The sequence below is a fragment of the Streptomyces panacea genome (assembly GCF_040560175.1).
In the GTDB taxonomy this organism is placed as follows: Bacteria; Actinomycetota; Actinomycetes; order Streptomycetales; family Streptomycetaceae; genus Streptomyces; species Streptomyces panacea.
Genome location: NZ_JARJHW010000156.1, coordinates 1 through 17,448, shown reverse-complemented (window position 1 = coordinate 17,448; position 17,448 = coordinate 1). Strand labels below are relative to the sequence as shown.

The window sequence follows — 17,448 nt, the reverse complement described above, 5'->3', positions numbered from 1 at the left end:
ACCCTAGGGCACCTCGCCGCGTTGCCGGACCGCACGAATACGCCCGGTAGGAGGGCGGCCCTCCGCCTTGCGACGCACCGCATCTGACGCCGCGCGCCGATCCACTCCCGGCTCGCCGCCAGTCCAGAAGATGATCGCCCGTACGGCCGCCGGGAGACCATGGCCGAATTCCGCCGGACGGGCCGCCGCGCCCGCGCCCGTCCGGCAGGACACCCCGTCAGTACAGCGACAGGCCGTAGACCGACAGCCACTCCACCACCGGCTGGTAGTAGGTGACGCCGCCCGATGAACAGTTTCCGCTCGCGGCCACGATGATGCCCAGCGCGGTCGTTCCGGAGAACGCGGGGCCGCCCGCGTCGCCGGGCTCGGAGCAGATGTTGGAGCGGAACAGCCCGCTCACTGCGCCTTCGGGGTAGTTGATCGTGACGTTCACGGCCGTGACGGTGCCGCAGTGGACTCCGGTCACCCGGCCGACGTGGCACAGGGCCCGGCCGATCGTCGGGTTCGCGGCGGCGGTGATGTCCTGCGTCGCGCCGCCGCCGAGTGTGACCTCGCCGGGGAAGGCGACCGCCGTGCTGATGGTGTAGCGGACGAGCGCGTAGTCGTTGACCGGGAAGCTCGATCCGGCGGTGGTGCCGACGAACACCGTCAGGGCCGCGTCCGCGTACCAGTTGGTGGCGCCCTGCGCGCAGCGGCCCGACACCAGGCCGTAGAACGTGGCGCCGCCACGGGCGTTGAAGCCGACGGTGCAGCGGGTGCCGATGCTGCTGTAGATGACGTTGCCGCCGCGCACCTCGACCGCCTTGCCGGACGGGGCCGTTGAGGCGGTACGCGTCGGCGGGCCGGACTCCTGCGCGTACGCCGCCGATCCGGTGGCGGTGAACCAGCCGAGCAGCAGGGTCAGCGCCGCGACGGCCGACGCGGCCGTGCGGAACGCTCTGCGCGGTGCCCCGCGGAACGGTCTCTCGGTGCGGTGCGGATTCAGGTGCGGACTCATGTTCCCTCCCCGATTTCCCGGTCATGACATGTCATGGGCCTGCCATTGTGGGGTCCCTGGGAGGCGCGCGTCAGGGGGAAAGACGCCATTCGGCCGGTATCGGCCGCACCGCTCCTGACGGTGTGTCAGGCCGCGGCCTCCAGATCCAGGAGGACGGACTTGGCGGCGGCGCCACCCGCGTAGCCGCCGAGCGTTCCGTCGGCGCGTAGCACGCGGTGGCAGGGGACGACGACGGGAAGCGGGTTGGTCGCGCAGGCCGTGCCGACGGCGCGGACCGCCTTCGGGTTGCCGACGAGCCGGGCGACCTCGCCGTAACTCATCGTCCGTCCGTAGGAGATCTCCGGGAGGTGACGCTGCACCAGCTGCCGGAAGCCGTGCGAGAGCGACATGTCGAGCGGCAGGTCGAACGTCCTGCGCTCGCCGTCGAAGTACTGGTCGAGTTCGCGGGCCACGTCGTCCAGGCGCTTCGGGGCGCGCAGCACCCGGGGGCTCAGCGTGCCGGCCAGGTCGTCGAGGACCTTGTCGTGGTCCTGGCCGGGGAAGGCCACGCGGACGAGGCCCTTCTCGGTGGACGCGAGCAGGAGCCGGCCGACGGGGCTGTCGACGACGGTGTACGCGATGTCCAGCAGGCCGTCGCGGGCCGCCGCCTCCTCCAGCCTGGTGTGCAGCCGGGCGAGAGTTCCTGGGGCGACCGCGGCACGGTCGAGGAGGGGGGTGACGTCCGGGTCGCCGGTGGTGTCCTTCACGGTGTCGCTCCTTTCAGCTTCGGTCGTGGGGGGTGGCGAGGGTGGTTCTGAGGGCCTTGATGCCGTCCGACGCCGCGCGGCGCGCCGCTTCCGGCGTGCCCCCGACGATCTCCGCGACGTCCCGGTACGGCAGTCCGGCGAAGTGGTGGTACGCCACCGCCTGCCGCTGTTTCTCGGGGAGCGCCCTGACGGCCCGCCAGAGGTCGTGGTCGGTCTCGCCCGGCAGCCCGACGGCCGACGGCCGCTCGGGCAGGTCCGCCACGGGGACGGCGTGCCGCCGGCCCGCGCGGGTGATGTCGATGGCCTTGCGATGGGCGATCGTCACCAGCCACGCCTCGACGTTGGCGTCGTCCGGCAGGTCCGGGTAGGCGCGCATCGCGGCGAGGAACGTCTCCGACCAGGCGTCGTCGGCGTCGTGGACGCCGACCACCGCCCGGCACACGCGGAGCACGGTGTCCGCGTGTTCCTCGACCACCCGCTCGAAAGGCTTCTTCATGGCGATCATTCTCCGCCGGTGTGCGGGTTGCCCGTTCAGAAGAGCCTGGCCTCCTTGACGGTCTCGGGCTCCTCGATCTCCAGGAGTCGCTGCTTGCGCTTGAGGCCGCCGGCGAAGCCGGTCAGTTTCCCGTTGCTGCCGACCACCCGGTGGCAGGCGACGATGATGGAGAGCGGGTTGTGGCCGACCGCCTGGCCCACGGACTGCGCCAGCGCCTTGTTCCCCAGCCGTTCGGCCAGTTCGCCGTAGGTCGTGGTCTCGCCGAACGGGATCTCCCGGAGCATCGCCCAGACCCGCTCCTGGAAGGCGTCCCCGTTCGTCCGCGTCGGCAGGTCGAATGTGGTCCGGTCGCCGTCGAGGTACTCGGCGAGCTGGGTCGCGGCCAGGGTCAGCAGGGTGTCGTCCTGGACGTCGACGCGCCGGCCCAGGCTCTGCTCGGACGGCAGGTACCAGTGGTGGGGGAAGTACAGGCCGGTGATCGCACCGTCCGACGCCACCACGGTGAGACCGCCGAGCGAGGTCTCGACGATCGCGTGGCGGGTGTTCGAACCGGTAGCCGTATTCGTGCCCGCGTCCATGCCCGCGTCCATGCCCGTGTCCATGCCCGCATTCGTGCCGGTATCCGTGCGCGCGTTCGTGTCCGTGGCCTGTCCGATGTCGGTCATCGTCCCGGTCTCCTTCTTGTACGACGTCCCTGTTCAGTAGGCAGACGCGCGGGAGCGGGAGAATGTGAGGTCGTATCTCACTCCGGTTCGGCGCGTGGTGCTCGGCTGCGCTCCGTCGCCAATCTTTCGTCTCTCCGTGGACATTGACTGTTGAAACGCGACGAAAGAACGGCCCCAGGGGCGCGCTCGACGGCCATTTCACGCCGCTGAGCTGCCGAAACTCGCCCATGAAGGTCAACAGGCCCACCCTCAGGGGCCATCTCACTCTGCGTAGCCATAAGGCCGGAACCGGACACCCATCGAGAAAGTTATTGTGATCTGAAGCACAGGTTCGGACACTCATGAGCAGCGAACGTTCCACGCGCATGTCATGTCGATATCAACGACATGATCCACGGATGACGCACATGAAAAACGTCCCCCAACCTCCCATCTGCCTGAATCCATCGCGTACCAAAGACGCACAGATGTTCGACAAATCGCGAGGACGACTCTCTGTGATCGGTTGACTCTGGGGAAGCGTGACCACTTAACTGCCAATCCCCACAACTGCCCCACGTATCTGGAGAGTTCATGCGGACTCCGGGACCTTCTTGGTCCAATGACTTTTCCCTGCCGCATTCGGTCATCGTGATCAACCCTCTGCAACGGTCATCCCCACGCCTGACCGCCGCAGCCGCCGCCACCGGCGCGGTCGGTGTGCTCGAACTGCCCACCGGGAACCCCCGGGAGGTGGTCGATCTGCTCGACCGCACCTGCCGCTGGTCGTCCGTTCCGTTCGGCGTCCGGATACGTGAAGGCTGTTCGGCGACCGCCGGCGAGCTGCCCGGACTCGTGGATACGGTGCTGCTCGCCGACCCCGCGCGGTCGCCCGCCGAGTTCGCCGGCCGCCGTGTCCTGGTCGAAGTCACCAGCCTGGCCGAGGCGTTGAGCGCCGGCGAGGCCGGTGCCTCCGGACTGATCGTGCGCGGCTCGGAGAGCGGCGGACGCGCGGGTGAGCTGAGCACCTTCGTCCTCCTCCAGCAGGTGCTCGCCGAACCCGCCCTGGACCTCCCCGTCTGGGCCTGTGGCGGCATCGGACCGCACACCGCCGCCGCCACCGTCGCCGGAGGCGCGGCCGGAGTCGTACTCGACACCCAGCTCGCGCTGTTCGACGAGGCGGGACTGCCGACCGAGCTCACCGGCGTGCTCGCCGGACTCGACGGCTCGGAGAGCGTGCTGCACCACGGGGTGCGCGTGCTGCGCCGCCGTGGCCCCGGGGCCCCCGAACTCCCCTCGGACAAGGCCGAGTTCACCGCCCGGATCGGGACGGACGATCTCCGTACCCAGTTCGTCCCCCTCGGCCAGGACGCCTTCCTCGCCGCCTCCTTCGCCGCTCGCTGGAGCACGGTCGCCGAAGCCGTACGGGGCATCACGGCCGCCATGGCCGGCGCCTTCGCCGACGACGCGCCCGCCGCGGCGCTGGCCGCCGGGTCGGCGGGTGCGCGCGCGCTCGGCACCCGACTGCCCGTCGCCCAGGGGCCGATGACACGCGTCAGCGACGAGCCCGCGTTCGCGGCGTCGGTCGCGGCCGAGGGCGGGCTGCCGTTCCTCGCGCTCGCCCTGGCGAACGCCGACCGGACCCGCTCGATGCTGGAACGCACCCGCGACGCACTCGGCGACGCCAAGTGGGGCGTGGGCGTGCTCGGTTTCGCCGACGAGGACATCAAGGCCGCGCAGCTCGACGTCGTACGCGAGTTGAGGCCCACGCACGCGATCATCGCGGGCGGCAGGCCGGCCCAGGCGGCGGCGTTGGAGGCGGAGGGCATCACGACCTTCCTGCACGTGCCGTCGCCCGGACTGCTGCGCCAGTTCCTCGCGGCGGGCGCGCGCCGGTTCATCTTCGAGGGCGCCGAGTGCGGCGGCCACGTCGGACCGCGCAACAGCTTCCCGCTGTGGGAGGCGCAGACCGAGGTCCTGCTCGACTTCCTCGCCGACGCCGGGGCCGAGGCCGACGACGTGGCAGCCGGGCTGACCGTGCTCTTCGCGGGCGGCATCCACGACGAGCGGTCGGCCGCGATGGCCGCCGCGCTGGCCGCCCCGCTGACCCGCGCCGGTGTCGCGTTCGGCGTACTGATGGGCACCGCCTACCTGTTCACCGAGGAAGCGGTACGCGGCGGCGCCATCCAGCCGCTCTTCCAGCGCCGGATCCTGGACGCGGAGCGGACCGATCTGCTGGAGACGGCGCCCGGCCACGCCACCCGGTGCGCGCGCAGCGCCATCAGCACGGACTTCGCCGCACTCAAGGACGAGCTGCGCGAACAGGGTGTGCCCGACCGGGAGATCTGGGAGCGCCTGGAGCGGTTCAACGTCGGCCGGCTGCGGCTGGCCAGCAAGGGCATCGAGCGGGTCGGCGACGACCTGCTCGCCGTGGACGAAGCCCGGCAGTCCGACGAGGGCATGTTCATGGCCGGTGAGGTCGTGGTACTCCGCGAGTCCGTGACCACCGTCGCCGCGCTGCACGACTCCGTCAGCGAGGGCGCGGCCGGCTGGCTGCGCGCCAGGGCCACCGACTTGCGCGGCCCGCTCGGCATCGGCCGGGCGGACGAGCGGCCGGCTCCCGAGCCGCTGCGGGTCGCCGTCGTCGGCATGGCCGGCATGTTCCCCGGCGCCCCCGACCTGGCGGACTTCTGGGCCAACATCCTCGCGGGCAAGGACTGCGTCACCGAGGTCCCCACCCAGCGCTGGGACCAGGAGCGGTACTACGCGCCGGACGGCGACGGCGAGCGGACCCCGTCCCGCTGGGGCGGCTTCCTGCCCGAGATCCCGTTCGACCCGCTCCGCTACGGTATTCCGCCGGCCTCGCTCGCCGCCGTCGAACCGGTGCAACTCCTCGCGCTGGAGGCCGCGCGGCGCGCGCTCGCCGACGCGGGTTACGACGCGAAGGGCACCGACCACGCCCGTACGTCCGTGGTGTTCGGCGCCGAGGCGGGCAGCGACCTGTCGAACGCGACGACGCTGCGCACGGTGCTGCCCGGCTACATCGGCACGATCCCGCCCGCGCTCGACGAGCAACTCCCCCGGCTCACCGAGGACTCCTTCCCGGGGATGCTCGCCAACGTCATCGCGGGGCGGGTCGCCAACCGGCTCGACCTCGGCGGTGCCAACTACACCGTCGACGCGGCGTGCGCCTCCTCGCTCACCGCCGTGGACGTCGCCTGCAAGGAACTGGTCTCCGGCACCAGCGACATGGTGCTGTGCGGCGGCGCCGACCTGCACAACGGCATCAACGACTACCTGCTGTTCTCGTCCGTGCACGCGCTCTCCCCCACGGGCCGCTCGGCCACCTTCGACGCCGCCGCCGACGGCATCGCCCTCGGCGAGGGCGTGGGCTGCGTGGTCCTCAAGCGCCTCGCGGACGCGGAGCGCGACGGCGACCGCGTGTACGCAGTGATCGACGGGGTGGGCAGCGCCAGTGACGGGCGCGCGCTCGGTCTGACCGCGCCCCGCCCGGAGGGCCAGCACGCCGCTCTCACCCGGGCCTACCGCAACGCCGGTGTCTCACCTGCCGATGTGGGGCTGGTCGAGGCGCACGGCACCGGGACCGTCGTCGGGGACCGCACCGAACTCAGCACGCTCACCGAGGTGTTCACCGAAGCCGGTGCCGAGGTGGCCAGTTGCGCGGTCGGCTCCGTCAAGTCCCAGATCGGGCACACCAAGTGCGCGGCGGGACTGGCCGGACTCATCAAGGTCACGCTCGCGCTGTACCACGGTGTGAAGCCGCCGACCCTGCACCTGAAGGAGCCCAACGCCGCCTGGAACGAGGCGAGCAGCCCGTTTGTCTTCCACACGACGGCGACGCCGTGGGCGGTGGAGCCGGCGGAGCGTGTCGCGGGAGTGAGCGCCTTCGGATTCGGCGGCACCAACTTCCACGTTGTTCTACGCGCGTACACCCAGGCGCCACCTGCGCATTCCCTGGACGCGTGGCCGGCCGAACTCTTCACGTTCCGTGGGCAGGACGCCGAGGCGGCCCGACGGTCGGTCCGGGCGCTTCAGGACCTCTTGGCCAAGGGTGGCAGGTGGAAGCTCCGCGACTACGCGCGTAGCGCGGCACGGCGAAGCGACCGGTCGGCGGTGCGCGGCGAACGGGTCTGGATCGCCGTGGTGGCGAACAGCCTCGCCGAACTGCCCGAGTTGCTGTGCCGCGCGGCCGAGGGCGAACACGCGCCCGAGGCCGGGATCCACACGGCGGAGGCCGGCGACCGGGCGGCCGACGGAAGTGCCGGTGACGCCGAGGGCAAACTGGCGTTCCTGTTCCCCGGGCAGGGCAGCCAGCGTCCCGGCATGCTCGCCGAACTCTTCGTCGCCTTCCCCGAGTTGCAGCGCTACCTCCAGCTCGGTGCCCGCTGGGCCGATGTCCTCCATCCGCCGACCGCGTTCGGCGAGCGGGGCAAGGCCGGGCAGCTGGCCCGCATCACGGACACGGCCGTCGCCCAGCCCGCGCTCGGCATGGTCGAACTGGCCGCCGCCGAGCTGCTCGCCTCCGTCGGCGTACGCCCCGACATGGCGGCGGGGCACAGCTACGGCGAACTGGTCGCGCTCGGCGTGGCCGGGGCGCTCTCCCCGCAGGACGTCATCACGGCGAGCGCCGAGCGCGCCGGGGCGATCTTGTCCCGGACGGCGGGCGGTGACGCCGGCACGATGGCCGCCGTCACCGCGTCGCCCGAGCAGGTGGACGAGGTGCTGCGGCTGGCCGGTCTCGACGGGGAGGTCGTGGCCGCGAACCGTAACTCGCCCACCCAGACGGTCATTTCGGGTCCGACCGAGCAGGTGGCGGCAGCCGTCGCCCGCCTGCGGGACGCCGGCCTCCCGGTCAAACCGCTCCAGGTGGCCTGCGCCTTCCACAGTCCGCTGCTGGTCGGCGCGGGTGACGCGTTCGCCGAGCGGCTCGACCGGCTGACCGTCTATCCACCCGCGTTCGATGTGTGGGCCAACCGTACGGCGGAGCCCTACCCGACGGACCCCGCCGGGGTACGGGCGGAGCTCGCCGCCCAGATCGGCTCGCCGGTCAGGTTCGCCGAGCAGATCGAGTCCATGTACGCCGCCGGTGCCCGTGTCTTCGCCGAGGTCGGGCCGGGCCGGGTGCTCAGCCGACTGGTCTCGGCCGTCCTCGGGAACCGTCCCCACCGGACGATTCCGCTCGACGGCGGGCGGCCCGGCGGACTGAGCGGTTTCCTCACCGCCCTGGCTCAACTCGCCGTCAACGGGGCCGACGTCCGCACCGGCCGCCTCTTCCGGGGCCGGGACGCGGTCGACCCGGAGACCGCGGACGCCGGGCGGAGCCCCGGCTGGACCGTGGACGGCCAGCTCGTCCGGCTCGCCGACGGCACCATTCCCCCCACCGCCCTGCACCCCGCCCGACCCGTTACGGAGCTGATCGTGCCGGAGAACCAGTCCCCCCACAGCGCACCGGACGCGCTCGTCGCCGAATTCCTGCGCACCAGCCGCGATCTGGTCGCCGCCCAGCGCGACGTCCTGATGACCTACCTCGGCGGGCCGGGAGCGGTGGCCGCCGTCCAGGCGCCGGCCCCCGTCACCTGGCAGCCGGCCGCCGTCGCCGCACCGACCGCACCGTCGGCCCTCGCACTGCCCGCCGCCGTGTCCCCCACCACGGCGGCGGGCCCCATCACCACGGCCGCCGCACAGGCGGGGCCCGCGCTCGTGGCACGGGCCGAGGCCAGCGCACCGGCGGCGGATCCGGAGTCGGTGCTCGCCGCCGTCCTGTCCGTGGTGGCGGACCGCACCGGCTACCCGGTCGAGATGATCGAGCCGGAGCTCGATCTGGAGGCCGACCTGAGCGTCGACTCGATCAAGCGCGCCGAGATAGCCGGCGAACTCGCCGTACGCCTCGGTCTCCCCCTCGACGCGAGCGGCGAGCTGGACGGCCTCAGCACGGCGCGCACCGCGGCCGGCATCACCGGACTGCTCGTCGAACGGCTCACCGGCACCGGCGACACCCCGCCGGAGGCGGAGACAGCCGCGGGGACCGCCACGGAAACGGCCGCAGGGGGCGGGAGCGCGGCGGGCGAAGGCTCGGCCGAGGCGGAGATCCTGGCCCCGCAGCGCCTGGAGTTCACCGAGGCGCCGCTGGACGAGGTGACCGGCTCGATCGCCGCCGGAGCCGTCGTACTGCTGCTCGGCGGGGGCGAGTTGGCCCCCGTGCTGGCCGAGCGGCTGCGCGCGGCCGGTGCCTCGCCCACGCTCGTACCGGCGGGCGAGCTGCCGACGGCCACCGCCGACGCGGTGGTCCTGCTCGACACGCTCGACGCGGCGGAGCCGCCGCTGCCGGATGCCCTCCCCCTGTTCCAGGCGGCGTTCGCGGGCGCACCCGGCACTGTCGTCGCCGTCGAGCGCAGGACCGAAGGCGCGGCCAGCGGTCTGCGCGGCTTCTTCCGCAGCGTCGCCCGCGAGTACCCCGACATGAAGGCGACCCTGGTCGAGGTCGCGGCCGACGCGACCGCCGACGCGGTGTCGGACGCCCTCGTCACCGAACTCGCCGCCACCGAACGGGAACCGGTCGTCCTCAACGACGGCGGGAAGCGCCGCGCACTGCGGCTGACCCCGACCGATCTCGGCGCGCTCGCCGCCACCGGAGCCGGCCCTGCCGGCGAGGGCCGGGCGGAGGCCGAGGCGGCGGGGCTCGACCGTGAATCGGTCGTCCTGCTGGTCGGCGGCGCACGCGGCATCACCGCGCGCTTCGCCCGTACGATCGCCTCGGCGAGCCGGTGCCGTATCGAACTCATGGGCAGGACCCCGGTACCCGCCGCGTCGGAGGACCCGGCCACCGCCGGCGCCGCCGACCGCGACGGACTGCGGGCCGCCTTCCTGGCCACCGGTCTGACCTCCCCCGGCGAGGTGGAGCGCCTGGTCGGGGCGGTGCTCGCCGAGCGCGAGGTGCGGGCCACCGTGGAGGCGCTGCGAGCGCTCGGGAGCGAGGTCCGCTACCACTGCGTGGACGTGCTCGACACGGAGGCCGTACGGGCCACGGTGAAGGACGTCTACGCCGAGCACGGCAGGCTCGACGGAGTCGTCTACGCGGCCGGGGTCATCGAGGACAAGCTGCTGGCCGAGAAGTCCACGGAGTCCTTCGGCCGGGTCTTCTCCACCAAGGTCGACGGCGCGCGCGCCGTGCTCGACGCGGTGGACGTGCTGCCGCGCGGCCCGCGGTTCGCCGTGCTGTTCGGCAGCATCGCCGCCGCGCTCGGCAACCGCGGCCAATCCGACTACGCGGCGGCCAACGACGCCCTGGAGGAGCTGGGCCGTCGCTGGTCGACGGACTACCGCCGAGGTCTGACCGTGCACTGGGGCCCGTGGGCCGCCGCCGAGACGAACGGGGGCATGGTCACCCCCGCGCTGATGCGCTCGTACGCCGCACGGGGCATCAAGCTCATCGACCCCGAGGAGGGGCCGCTGAGTCTGCTGCGTGAACTCGCCTGGGGCGCCCCCGAGGTGCACGCGGCCGTCTACACCGCGTCGGGCTGGTGACCTCGGTGGACTCCCGCACACCGGTCGCCGTCGTCGGTATGGCCGTGTACTTCCCGGGCGCCAACGATCTGGAGAGCTACTGGCACAACATCGTCAACGGCGTCGACTCGATCACCGAGGTACCCGCGGGCCGCTGGGACGAGGAGTTCTACGCGCCAGGTGGTCCCCCGCGCAGCGACCGGGTGTACTGCCGCCGGGGCGGATTCGTGGACCAGAGCGTCGAGTTCGACGTGACGCGGTTCGGCATCATGCCGACCTCCGTCGCGGGTACGGAGCCGGACCAGCTGATCGCGCTGGACGTGGCCCATCAGTCGATCGCCGACGCCGGTGGCGAGCCGGTGCTGCCGGTGGACCGGCAGCGGGCGGGGATCGTGCTGGGCAGGGGCGGCTATCTGACGCCGGGTCTGGTCAGGCTGGACCAACGGGTGCGTACGGCTAACCAGTTGGTGCGCACCCTGCGCGAGCTGGCGCCCGAGCTGGGCGACGACCGGCTGGAGGAGGTGCGCTCCGCGTTCGCCGGTCAACTCGGCCCCGAGCAGCCCGAGTCGGCGATCGGGCTGGTGCCGAACCTGGCGGCTTCGAGGGTCGCCAACCGGCTGGACCTGCGCGGCCCCGCGTACACCGTCGACGCCGCCTGCGCCTCGTCGCTGGTGGCGGTCGACCACGCCGTACGCGAACTGGACAGTGGCCGCTGCGACGTGATGCTCGCGGGCGGGGTGCACCACTGCCACGACATCACGCTGTGGAGTGTGTTCAGCCAGCTCGGCGCGTTGTCGCCGAGTGAGCGGATCCGCCCGCTGAACCAGGGCGCGGACGGTGTGCTGATCGGCGAGGGCACCGGCATCGTGGTGCTGAAGCGGCTCGCGGACGCGGAGCGCGACGGCGACCGGGTGTACGCGGTGGTCTCGGGCACCGGGGTGGCGAGCGACGGCCGTTCGGCGAGCCTGTTCAACCCCGATCCGGGCGGGCAGGTCCGCGCCGTACGGCAGGCGTGGGACGCGGCGGGGCTCGACCCGCGCGCGGCCGACGCCATCGGCCTGCTGGAGGCGCACGGTACGGCGACCCCGGCCGGTGACCGTGCCGAACTGACCACGCTGGCCGAGGTGTTCGGCCCGGCCGTGGGATCGCGTGCCGCGATCGGGTCGGTCAAGTCGATGATCGGTCACACGATGCCGGCGGCCGGTATCGCGGGACTGATCAAGGCGGCGCTGGCGCTCCATCACGGGGTGCTGCCGCCGACGCTGCACTGCGAGGACCCGCATCCGGCGCTGGAGGCGACCAGGTTCACCCCGCTGGCGCGGTCCGCGCCCTGGGAGAGCCCCGCCACGGGCGCGCCGAGGCGGGCGGGTGTCAACGCCTTCGGTTTCGGCGGCATCAACGCGCATGTCGTGCTGGAACAGGCGATGTCGAGCCCTGCGAGGTCGGTCCCGGCCAAGTCGGACCCGGTGAGGTCGGTCCCGGTCAAGTCGGTCCCGGCCGCCGGGCGTACGGCGCGGGCGACGGCGACCGTCGTCGAACCGGAGCAGGTGCTGCGGCTCGCGGCCCCCGATCGGGCGACGCTCGCCGCGCTGTTGGACGCCGACGACTCGACGGTGCTGGCCGCCGGTCTCGACGAACGCGCGCCCGCCACCGGTCCCGTCAGGCTGGGCATCGTCGACCCGACGGCGCGCAGGATGAAGCTGGCCAGGAAGGCGGTCACCAAGGGCGCCGCCTGGCGCGGGCGCAGCGACGTGTGGTTCAGCCCGCGTCCGCTGCTCGGTCCCGGCGGCGGTACGACCGCGTTCGTGTTCCCCGGGCTCGAAGCCGAGTTCGAGGCCCAGGTCGACTCGCTGGCCGAGCGGTTCGGGCTGACGTGGGCGCCGGGCCACGACGCGAAGGTCGGTGATGTGGGCCGGCACGGCGCGGCGGTCTTCCAGCTCGGGAGGCTCCTCGACACGGCGCTGCGCAGGCTGTCCGTGGTGCCGGACGCGGTGGCGGGACACAGTGTCGGCGAGTGGACGGCCATGGCCTGCGGTGGGATTCACGCGGCCGACGAGGTCGACACCTTCCTCGCGGGCTTCGACCCGGACGCGCTGCGCGTACCGGGTGCGGCCTTCGCCGTGCTGGGGATGCCCGCCGACCAGGTGCTCGCCGAGCTGGCGGGCCGGAGCGACGTCGTGCTGTCGCACGACAACGCGCCGAACCAGTCGATGATCTGCGGTCCTGAGGAGGCGGTCGGCGAACTGGTCCACCGGTTCCGGACGCGGGGCGTGATCGGGCAGGTGCTGCCGTTCCGCTCCGGCTTCCACACCCCGATGCTGGCCCCGTATCTCGATCCGATCAGGCGGGCCGCCGAGACATACACACTGCACCCGCAGTCCACACCGGTCTGGTCGGCGACGACCGCTGGGCGCTATCCCCAGGACCCTGCGGCGGTACGGGAGTTGTTCGTCCGTCATCTGCTCGAACCCGTGCGGTTCCGGCAGTTGATCACCACGATGCACGAGGCGGGGCACCGCGCGTTCGTCCAGCTGGGCGCCGGTCAGCTCGGCTCGCTGATCGACGACACCCTGGCGGGCAAGGACCGGCTGGTCGTCTCGGCGCACTCCTCGGCGCGGGACAGTCTGGCGCAGTTGCGCCGGGTCGTGACCGCGCTGTGGGTGGAGGGCGCGGCGTCGGACGCCGGTCCGCTACTCGGGTCCGCGCCGGTCACGGCCGCCGCCACAGGAACGCGTGGGAGAGCAGGGCGCGCCAGGTCCGGCGTACGGCTCGATCTCGGCGGGGCGCTGGTGTCCCTGCCCGAGCAGGCCAAGAAGCTCCTCGCCGACAGCATCGGCCATCCGCCGGCCGTCCGTCCCCTCGGCGACGGCAACGCCCTGGACCGGCTGGACGCGCTCGGCCGGACCGGTGCCGGGTTCCCGATCGCCGCCGAACTGTCGGCGCTGATCAACGACACGGCGGCTGTCGCGGACGAGCTGATCGCGGCGCGGGCCACGACACGGGCCACGACGCACCGGGCGACCGCGCCGGTTCCGGCCACGACGGTTCCGGCCACGACGGTTCCGGCCACGACGACGGCACCCCCGCCGCCGGAGCCCGCCGGCCCCGCCGCGCTGCGCGTGGACGTCGCCGAGATGCCGTACCTCCTCGACCACTGCTTCTTCCGGCAGCGCCCCGGCTGGCCCGACGAGGGCGACCGCTGGCCGATCGTCCCCGCCACCACCGTCATCGGCCATCTCATGGAGATCGCCGAACGCGTCGTCCCCGGAACCCGGGCGATCGCGGTCCACGACGTGCGCCTGCTGAAGTGGATCGAGGCGATGCCCGCCGTCGATGTGCCCGTGGAGGTACGGCAGTTGGCGGCCGACCGGGTCGAGGTGAGCCTCACCGGCTACTCGCGCGCCGTGGTCGAACTCGCCACCGCCCACCCCGCGCCGCCCCCGGCCTGGCCGGTCGACACCACCGTCGAACGGGCCCCCGGCCTGCGGGCCGGGCAGCTCTACGACGAGCGGTGGATGTTCCACGGGCCGCGCTTCCAGGGCGTCAGCGAGCTGACGGCCATCGGCGACCGGTGGGTACGCGGGGTGCTGACCACCCCTGAGGCGCCCGGCGCCCTGCTCGACAACGTCGGTCAGCTGCTCGGCTACTGGATCATGGCGACGCTCACCGAGCGCACCACCGTGTTCCCGGTCCGTATGGAGGGCATCCGCTTCCACGGGCCGCACCCTCGGCCGGGCGAGCGGCTGACCTGTCTGATCCGGATCACCGAGGTCACCGACCTCACGCTCACGGCGGACATGCAGCTGATCGGTGAGGACGGGCTGGTCTGGGCGGAGTTCACCGGCTGGCAGGACCGGCGTTTCGACACCGACCCCAACATCCGCGCGGTGGACCGCTTCCCGGGCGAGAACACCCTGTCCACGGAGCGGCCGGGCGGCTGGGCGATCGTCCACGAGCGCTGGCCGGATCTGGCGACGCGCGAGTTGATCATGCGCAACATGCTGGGCAGCGCGGAGCGGGCCCGTTACGAAGGGCTGCCGCCGGTGCGCAGGCGCCAGTGGCTGCTGGGCAGGATCGCGGCCAAGGACGCGGTGCGCCGGCTGCTGTGGCGGGAGGGCGCGGGCGAGATCTATCCGGCCGAGATCTCCGTACGCAACGACGCGTCGGGGCGCCCGCTGGCCGAGGGGGTGCACGGGCGTGCGCCGGGCGAGCTGACGGTCTCGATCGCGCACCGCCGCGAGACGGGGGTGGCCGTCGCCGCGCGCGGGAGCTGCGGGATCGACATCGAGGAGATCACCGACCGACCGCGCACCACGGTCGAGACCTCGTGCGACACCTCCGAACTCACCCTGCTCGACGCTCTGGTGGCGCGGGCGCCGGGCAGTGGCGCCCTGTGGTTCACCCGCTTCTGGACCGCCAAGGAGGCCGTCGCGAAGGCGCGCGGCACCGGTCTGCGCGGCCGTCCGGCGGAGTTCCGCGTGGTGGCCGCCGACGAGAGGCGCGCACGTGTGGTGGCCGGGGGGCGGCTCTACGAGGTGTGCCTGGAGGAGACAGCCAATCCGCCGGGGATGCCGGAGCGGCGGTACGTCGTCGCCTGGACGACGACCGAGAACGACAACCGAACAGACCGAACAGACCAGACAGAACAGACAGACCGCACAGACCAGATAGACCTGACAGGAGATTCGGCATGACCACCGAAATCGATGCAACCGTGGCGGCGGCCGTGGAGAGCGACATCACCGCGATGCTGCGGACCATGCTTGAGGAAGACGGTCTGGACGACGCCGAGATCACCCGGGAGACCACCTTCCACGACGATCTCGAACTGGAGAGCATCGACCTGGTGACCCTGGCCGGTTCGCTGCGCGAGCACTACGGCGACCAGGTCAACCTCGCCCTGTTCATCGCCGATCTCGAACTGCACGAGATCATCGCGCTCACGGTCGGCGAGCTGGTCGACTACGTCGCCGCCTCCCTGCACACCGCCGGGCAGGTCTGAGCCGATGGCGAAGATACGCACGGGGGACATCACCACCCACGTCCAGCGGCTGCCCGCCGCGAACCCGCCGGCCGACGGCGGCGAAACGCCGGTCGTCGTGTTCGTCCACGGTCTGCTCACGGACAGCCTGGCCAGCTACTACTTCACGCTCGGCCCGGCCTTCGCGGCGGCGGGCATCGACGTGATCATGTACGACCTGCGGGGCCACGGCCGCAGTGACCGGCCTGCCACGGGATACCGGCTCGAATCGTTCGTCGGGGATCTCGTGGGCGTGCTCGACGCGCTCGGCGAGACGCGCCGGGCGCATGTCGTCGGCAACTCCTTCGGCGGCACGATCGCGACCGCGTTCGCCGCCTGGCACCCCGACCGGGTCGCCACCGTCACCATGATCGAGTCCGAGCCGCCGGTGGCCGAGTGGACCCGGCACATGGCCGACGGGCTCACGGACGCCAAGAACCAGCTCGCCCGCGAGGAGATCATCGGCTGGATCTCGGCCAACCACGGCGCGCACACCGCCCGGCTCTCCCGGGGAGCCAGCCGCATCCTGGCCACGACCACCCTGGCCGAGGACGTCCCGGCCGGCCGTGTCATCGACGACGGCCTCGACGCGCTCGACGGCTGCCCGGTGCTCGCGATCTTCGGTGACGAGTCCGGGCTGAGCGCGCAAGTGCCCGAGCTGGAGGCCAAGTTGACCTCGTGCCGCACCGTGGTCCTCGCCGAGCAGGGCCACTCGGTGCTGGTCGAGCGCACCGGGGAGACCCAGGAGCTGATCCTGCGCTGGGTGCGGGAGCACACCCTGGCCGAGGCGGTGCGGTGACACGGTTTCTGTTCGTCGTCCCCCCACTGGTCGGTCACACCAACCCGCCGGCCGCCGTCGCCGACGAACTGTCGGGGCGGGGCCACGAGGTGGCCTGGGCCGGCTACGGCGACCAGATCCGCGCGCTCGCGGGCCCCGGGGCCCGGGTGTACGAGTGCGCCATGCCGGACAACGGGCTGAGCCGGCCGCCGGGCCTCGCGGGGCCCGGCGCCTTCCAGCACCTCTGGGAGAAGTTCTTCGTCCCGCTCGGTGACCTGATGGCGCCGGGGGTCGACGCGGCGATCGACGCGTTCGGTCCCGACGCCGTGTTCACCGACCAGCACGCCGTCGCGGGCGCGCTGGTCGCCGAACGACGCGGGATCGTGCATGTCACCTCCGCGACCACGTCGGCCGAACTCGTCGACCCGCTGGCGGAGTTGCCGAAGGTGGGCGCCTGGCTGGCCGACCTGCTCGGCGGGCTGCGGGCACGGATCGGTGATCCGACCGCGCACGGCGATCCGCGTTTCTCGCCACACGGCGTGATCGCCTTCACCGGGCGCGAGTTGGTCGGTGACGCGCCGCTGCCGAGCGGGGAAGTCCATCTGGTCGGTCCCGCCGTCGCGCCGCGCGCCGGAAGTTCGGACTTTCCGTGGGACCTTCTCGACCCCGCGCGCCGCCTCGTCCTCGTCTCGCTCGGCACGGCCAACGCGGACACCGGAGGCCGCTTCCTCACCGAGGCGGTGACCGCGCTGGACGCGCTCGGCGACCGGGTGCAGGGGGTGGTGGTCGATCCCGGCCGCACCCTCGGAGCCGTACCGCCCGGAGTGATCGTGCGCCCGCATGTGCCCCAACTCGACCTGCTGGCACGGGCCGACGCCGTCGTCTGCCACGCCGGTCACAACACGGTGTGCGAGACGCTGTGGCACGGCCTGCCACTGGTGCTCGCCCCGATCCGTGACGACCAGCCCATCGTCGCGGGACAGGTGGTCGACGCGGGCGCCGGTGTGCGGGTCCGCTTCCGCCGGGTGGACGCCGCCCGGCTCGGGGCGGCGATCGAGACCGTGCTGGACGACTCCTGCGGGCACCGGGCCGCCGCCGAGTCGATCGGCCGGTCGCTACGCGCGGCGGGCGGCCGGTCCGCCGCCGCCGACCACCTCGAACGGATCGCGGCGCTTCATGCCCCCGTCCCCGCCTCCGGCTGACCCCCGGCCCATCCGCCTCACCCCGACCGCTACCACGGGAC

At 72.7% G+C, this 17,448-nt stretch carries 9 protein-coding genes and 2 pseudogenes; 6 read left to right on the top strand and 5 right to left on the bottom strand.

The features are described from left to right. Window positions 1–217: 217 nt before the first annotated feature. From P3L51_RS27870 to P3L51_RS27855, 4 genes are all read right to left on the bottom strand, one after another. Window positions 218–997: a S1 family peptidase gene (locus tag P3L51_RS27870; RefSeq protein ID WP_354608068.1), complete on the bottom strand. Its 780-nt coding sequence runs from the start codon at window positions 995–997 to the stop codon at window positions 218–220. 125 nt (window positions 998–1,122) lie between these two features. After that, window positions 1,123–1,743, bottom strand: a complete 621-nt coding sequence (locus tag P3L51_RS27865) for a methylated-DNA--[protein]-cysteine S-methyltransferase (protein WP_354608067.1) — start codon at window positions 1,741–1,743, stop codon at window positions 1,123–1,125. 13 nt (window positions 1,744–1,756) lie between these two features. After that, entirely contained in the window at window positions 1,757–2,239 is a 483-nt protein-coding gene (locus P3L51_RS27860) for an RNA polymerase sigma factor (RefSeq protein ID WP_354608066.1), read from the bottom strand. Between the two features lie 35 nt (window positions 2,240–2,274). Continuing rightward, window positions 2,275–2,904 carry a methylated-DNA--[protein]-cysteine S-methyltransferase gene (locus P3L51_RS27855; protein WP_354608065.1) on the bottom strand — a complete coding sequence of 210 codons (630 nt, stop codon included), beginning with the start codon at window positions 2,902–2,904 and terminating at the stop codon, window positions 2,275–2,277. 573 nt (window positions 2,905–3,477) lie between these two features. Between P3L51_RS27855 and P3L51_RS27850 the strand changes: the two genes are divergently transcribed. Beyond that, entirely contained in the window at window positions 3,478–10,428 is a 6,951-nt protein-coding gene (locus P3L51_RS27850; protein ID WP_354608064.1) for an SDR family NAD(P)-dependent oxidoreductase, read from the top strand. After that, window positions 10,425–11,933, top strand: a pseudogene (locus tag P3L51_RS36055) (beta-ketoacyl [acyl carrier protein] synthase domain-containing protein); the annotation flags it as partial. The gene P3L51_RS27850 and the pseudogene P3L51_RS36055, both read left to right, overlap by 4 nt. On the opposite strand, the pseudogene P3L51_RS36050 reads toward P3L51_RS36055, so the two are convergent. Then, window positions 11,867–12,079, bottom strand: a pseudogene (locus tag P3L51_RS36050) (hypothetical protein); the annotation flags it as partial. The pseudogenes P3L51_RS36055 and P3L51_RS36050 sit on opposite strands and share 67 nt — an antisense overlap. Window positions 12,080–12,101: 22 nt before the next feature. On the opposite strand from P3L51_RS36050, the gene P3L51_RS36045 reads away from it, so the two are divergent. Genes P3L51_RS36045 through P3L51_RS27830 form a run of 4 tightly spaced genes read left to right on the top strand, consistent with a single transcriptional unit; the run spans window position 12,102 to window position 17,407 of the window. Next, window positions 12,102–15,101: an acyltransferase domain-containing protein gene (locus P3L51_RS36045; RefSeq protein ID WP_435594538.1), complete on the top strand. Its 3,000-nt coding sequence runs from the start codon at window positions 12,102–12,104 to the stop codon at window positions 15,099–15,101. Then, window positions 15,098–15,409, top strand: a complete 312-nt coding sequence (locus tag P3L51_RS27840) for an acyl carrier protein (RefSeq protein WP_354608062.1) — start codon at window positions 15,098–15,100, stop codon at window positions 15,407–15,409. The genes P3L51_RS36045 and P3L51_RS27840 overlap by 4 nt, the downstream gene beginning before the upstream one ends. Window positions 15,410–15,413: 4 nt before the next feature. Next, a complete protein-coding gene (locus P3L51_RS27835) occupies window positions 15,414–16,226 on the top strand; it encodes an alpha/beta fold hydrolase (RefSeq protein ID WP_354608061.1) in 813 nt (270 codons plus the stop codon). Further along, window positions 16,223–17,407, top strand: a complete 1,185-nt coding sequence (locus tag P3L51_RS27830; protein ID WP_354608060.1) for a glycosyltransferase — start codon at window positions 16,223–16,225, stop codon at window positions 17,405–17,407. Before P3L51_RS27835 ends, P3L51_RS27830 begins: the two co-directional genes overlap by 4 nt. Window positions 17,408–17,448 lie beyond the last annotated feature (41 nt).

Bases quoted from the DNA above. Each gene is read 5' to 3' on its own strand.
- P3L51_RS27870 (WP_354608068.1), bottom strand. From the start codon at position 997: ATGAGTCCGCACCTGAATCCGCACCGCACCGAGAGACCGTTCCGCGGG.
- P3L51_RS27860 (WP_354608066.1), bottom strand. From the start codon at position 2,239: ATGAAGAAGCCTTTCGAGCGGGTGGTCGAGGAACACGCGGACACCGTG.
- P3L51_RS27855 (WP_354608065.1), bottom strand. From the start codon at position 2,904: ATGACCGACATCGGACAGGCCACGGACACGAACGCGCGCACGGATACC.
- P3L51_RS27850 (WP_354608064.1), top strand. From the start codon at position 3,478: ATGCGGACTCCGGGACCTTCTTGGTCCAATGACTTTTCCCTGCCGCAT.
- P3L51_RS36045 (WP_435594538.1), top strand. From the start codon at position 12,102: ATGAAGCTGGCCAGGAAGGCGGTCACCAAGGGCGCCGCCTGGCGCGGG.
- P3L51_RS27840 (WP_354608062.1), top strand. From the start codon at position 15,098: ATGACCACCGAAATCGATGCAACCGTGGCGGCGGCCGTGGAGAGCGAC.
- P3L51_RS27835 (WP_354608061.1), top strand. From the start codon at position 15,414: ATGGCGAAGATACGCACGGGGGACATCACCACCCACGTCCAGCGGCTG.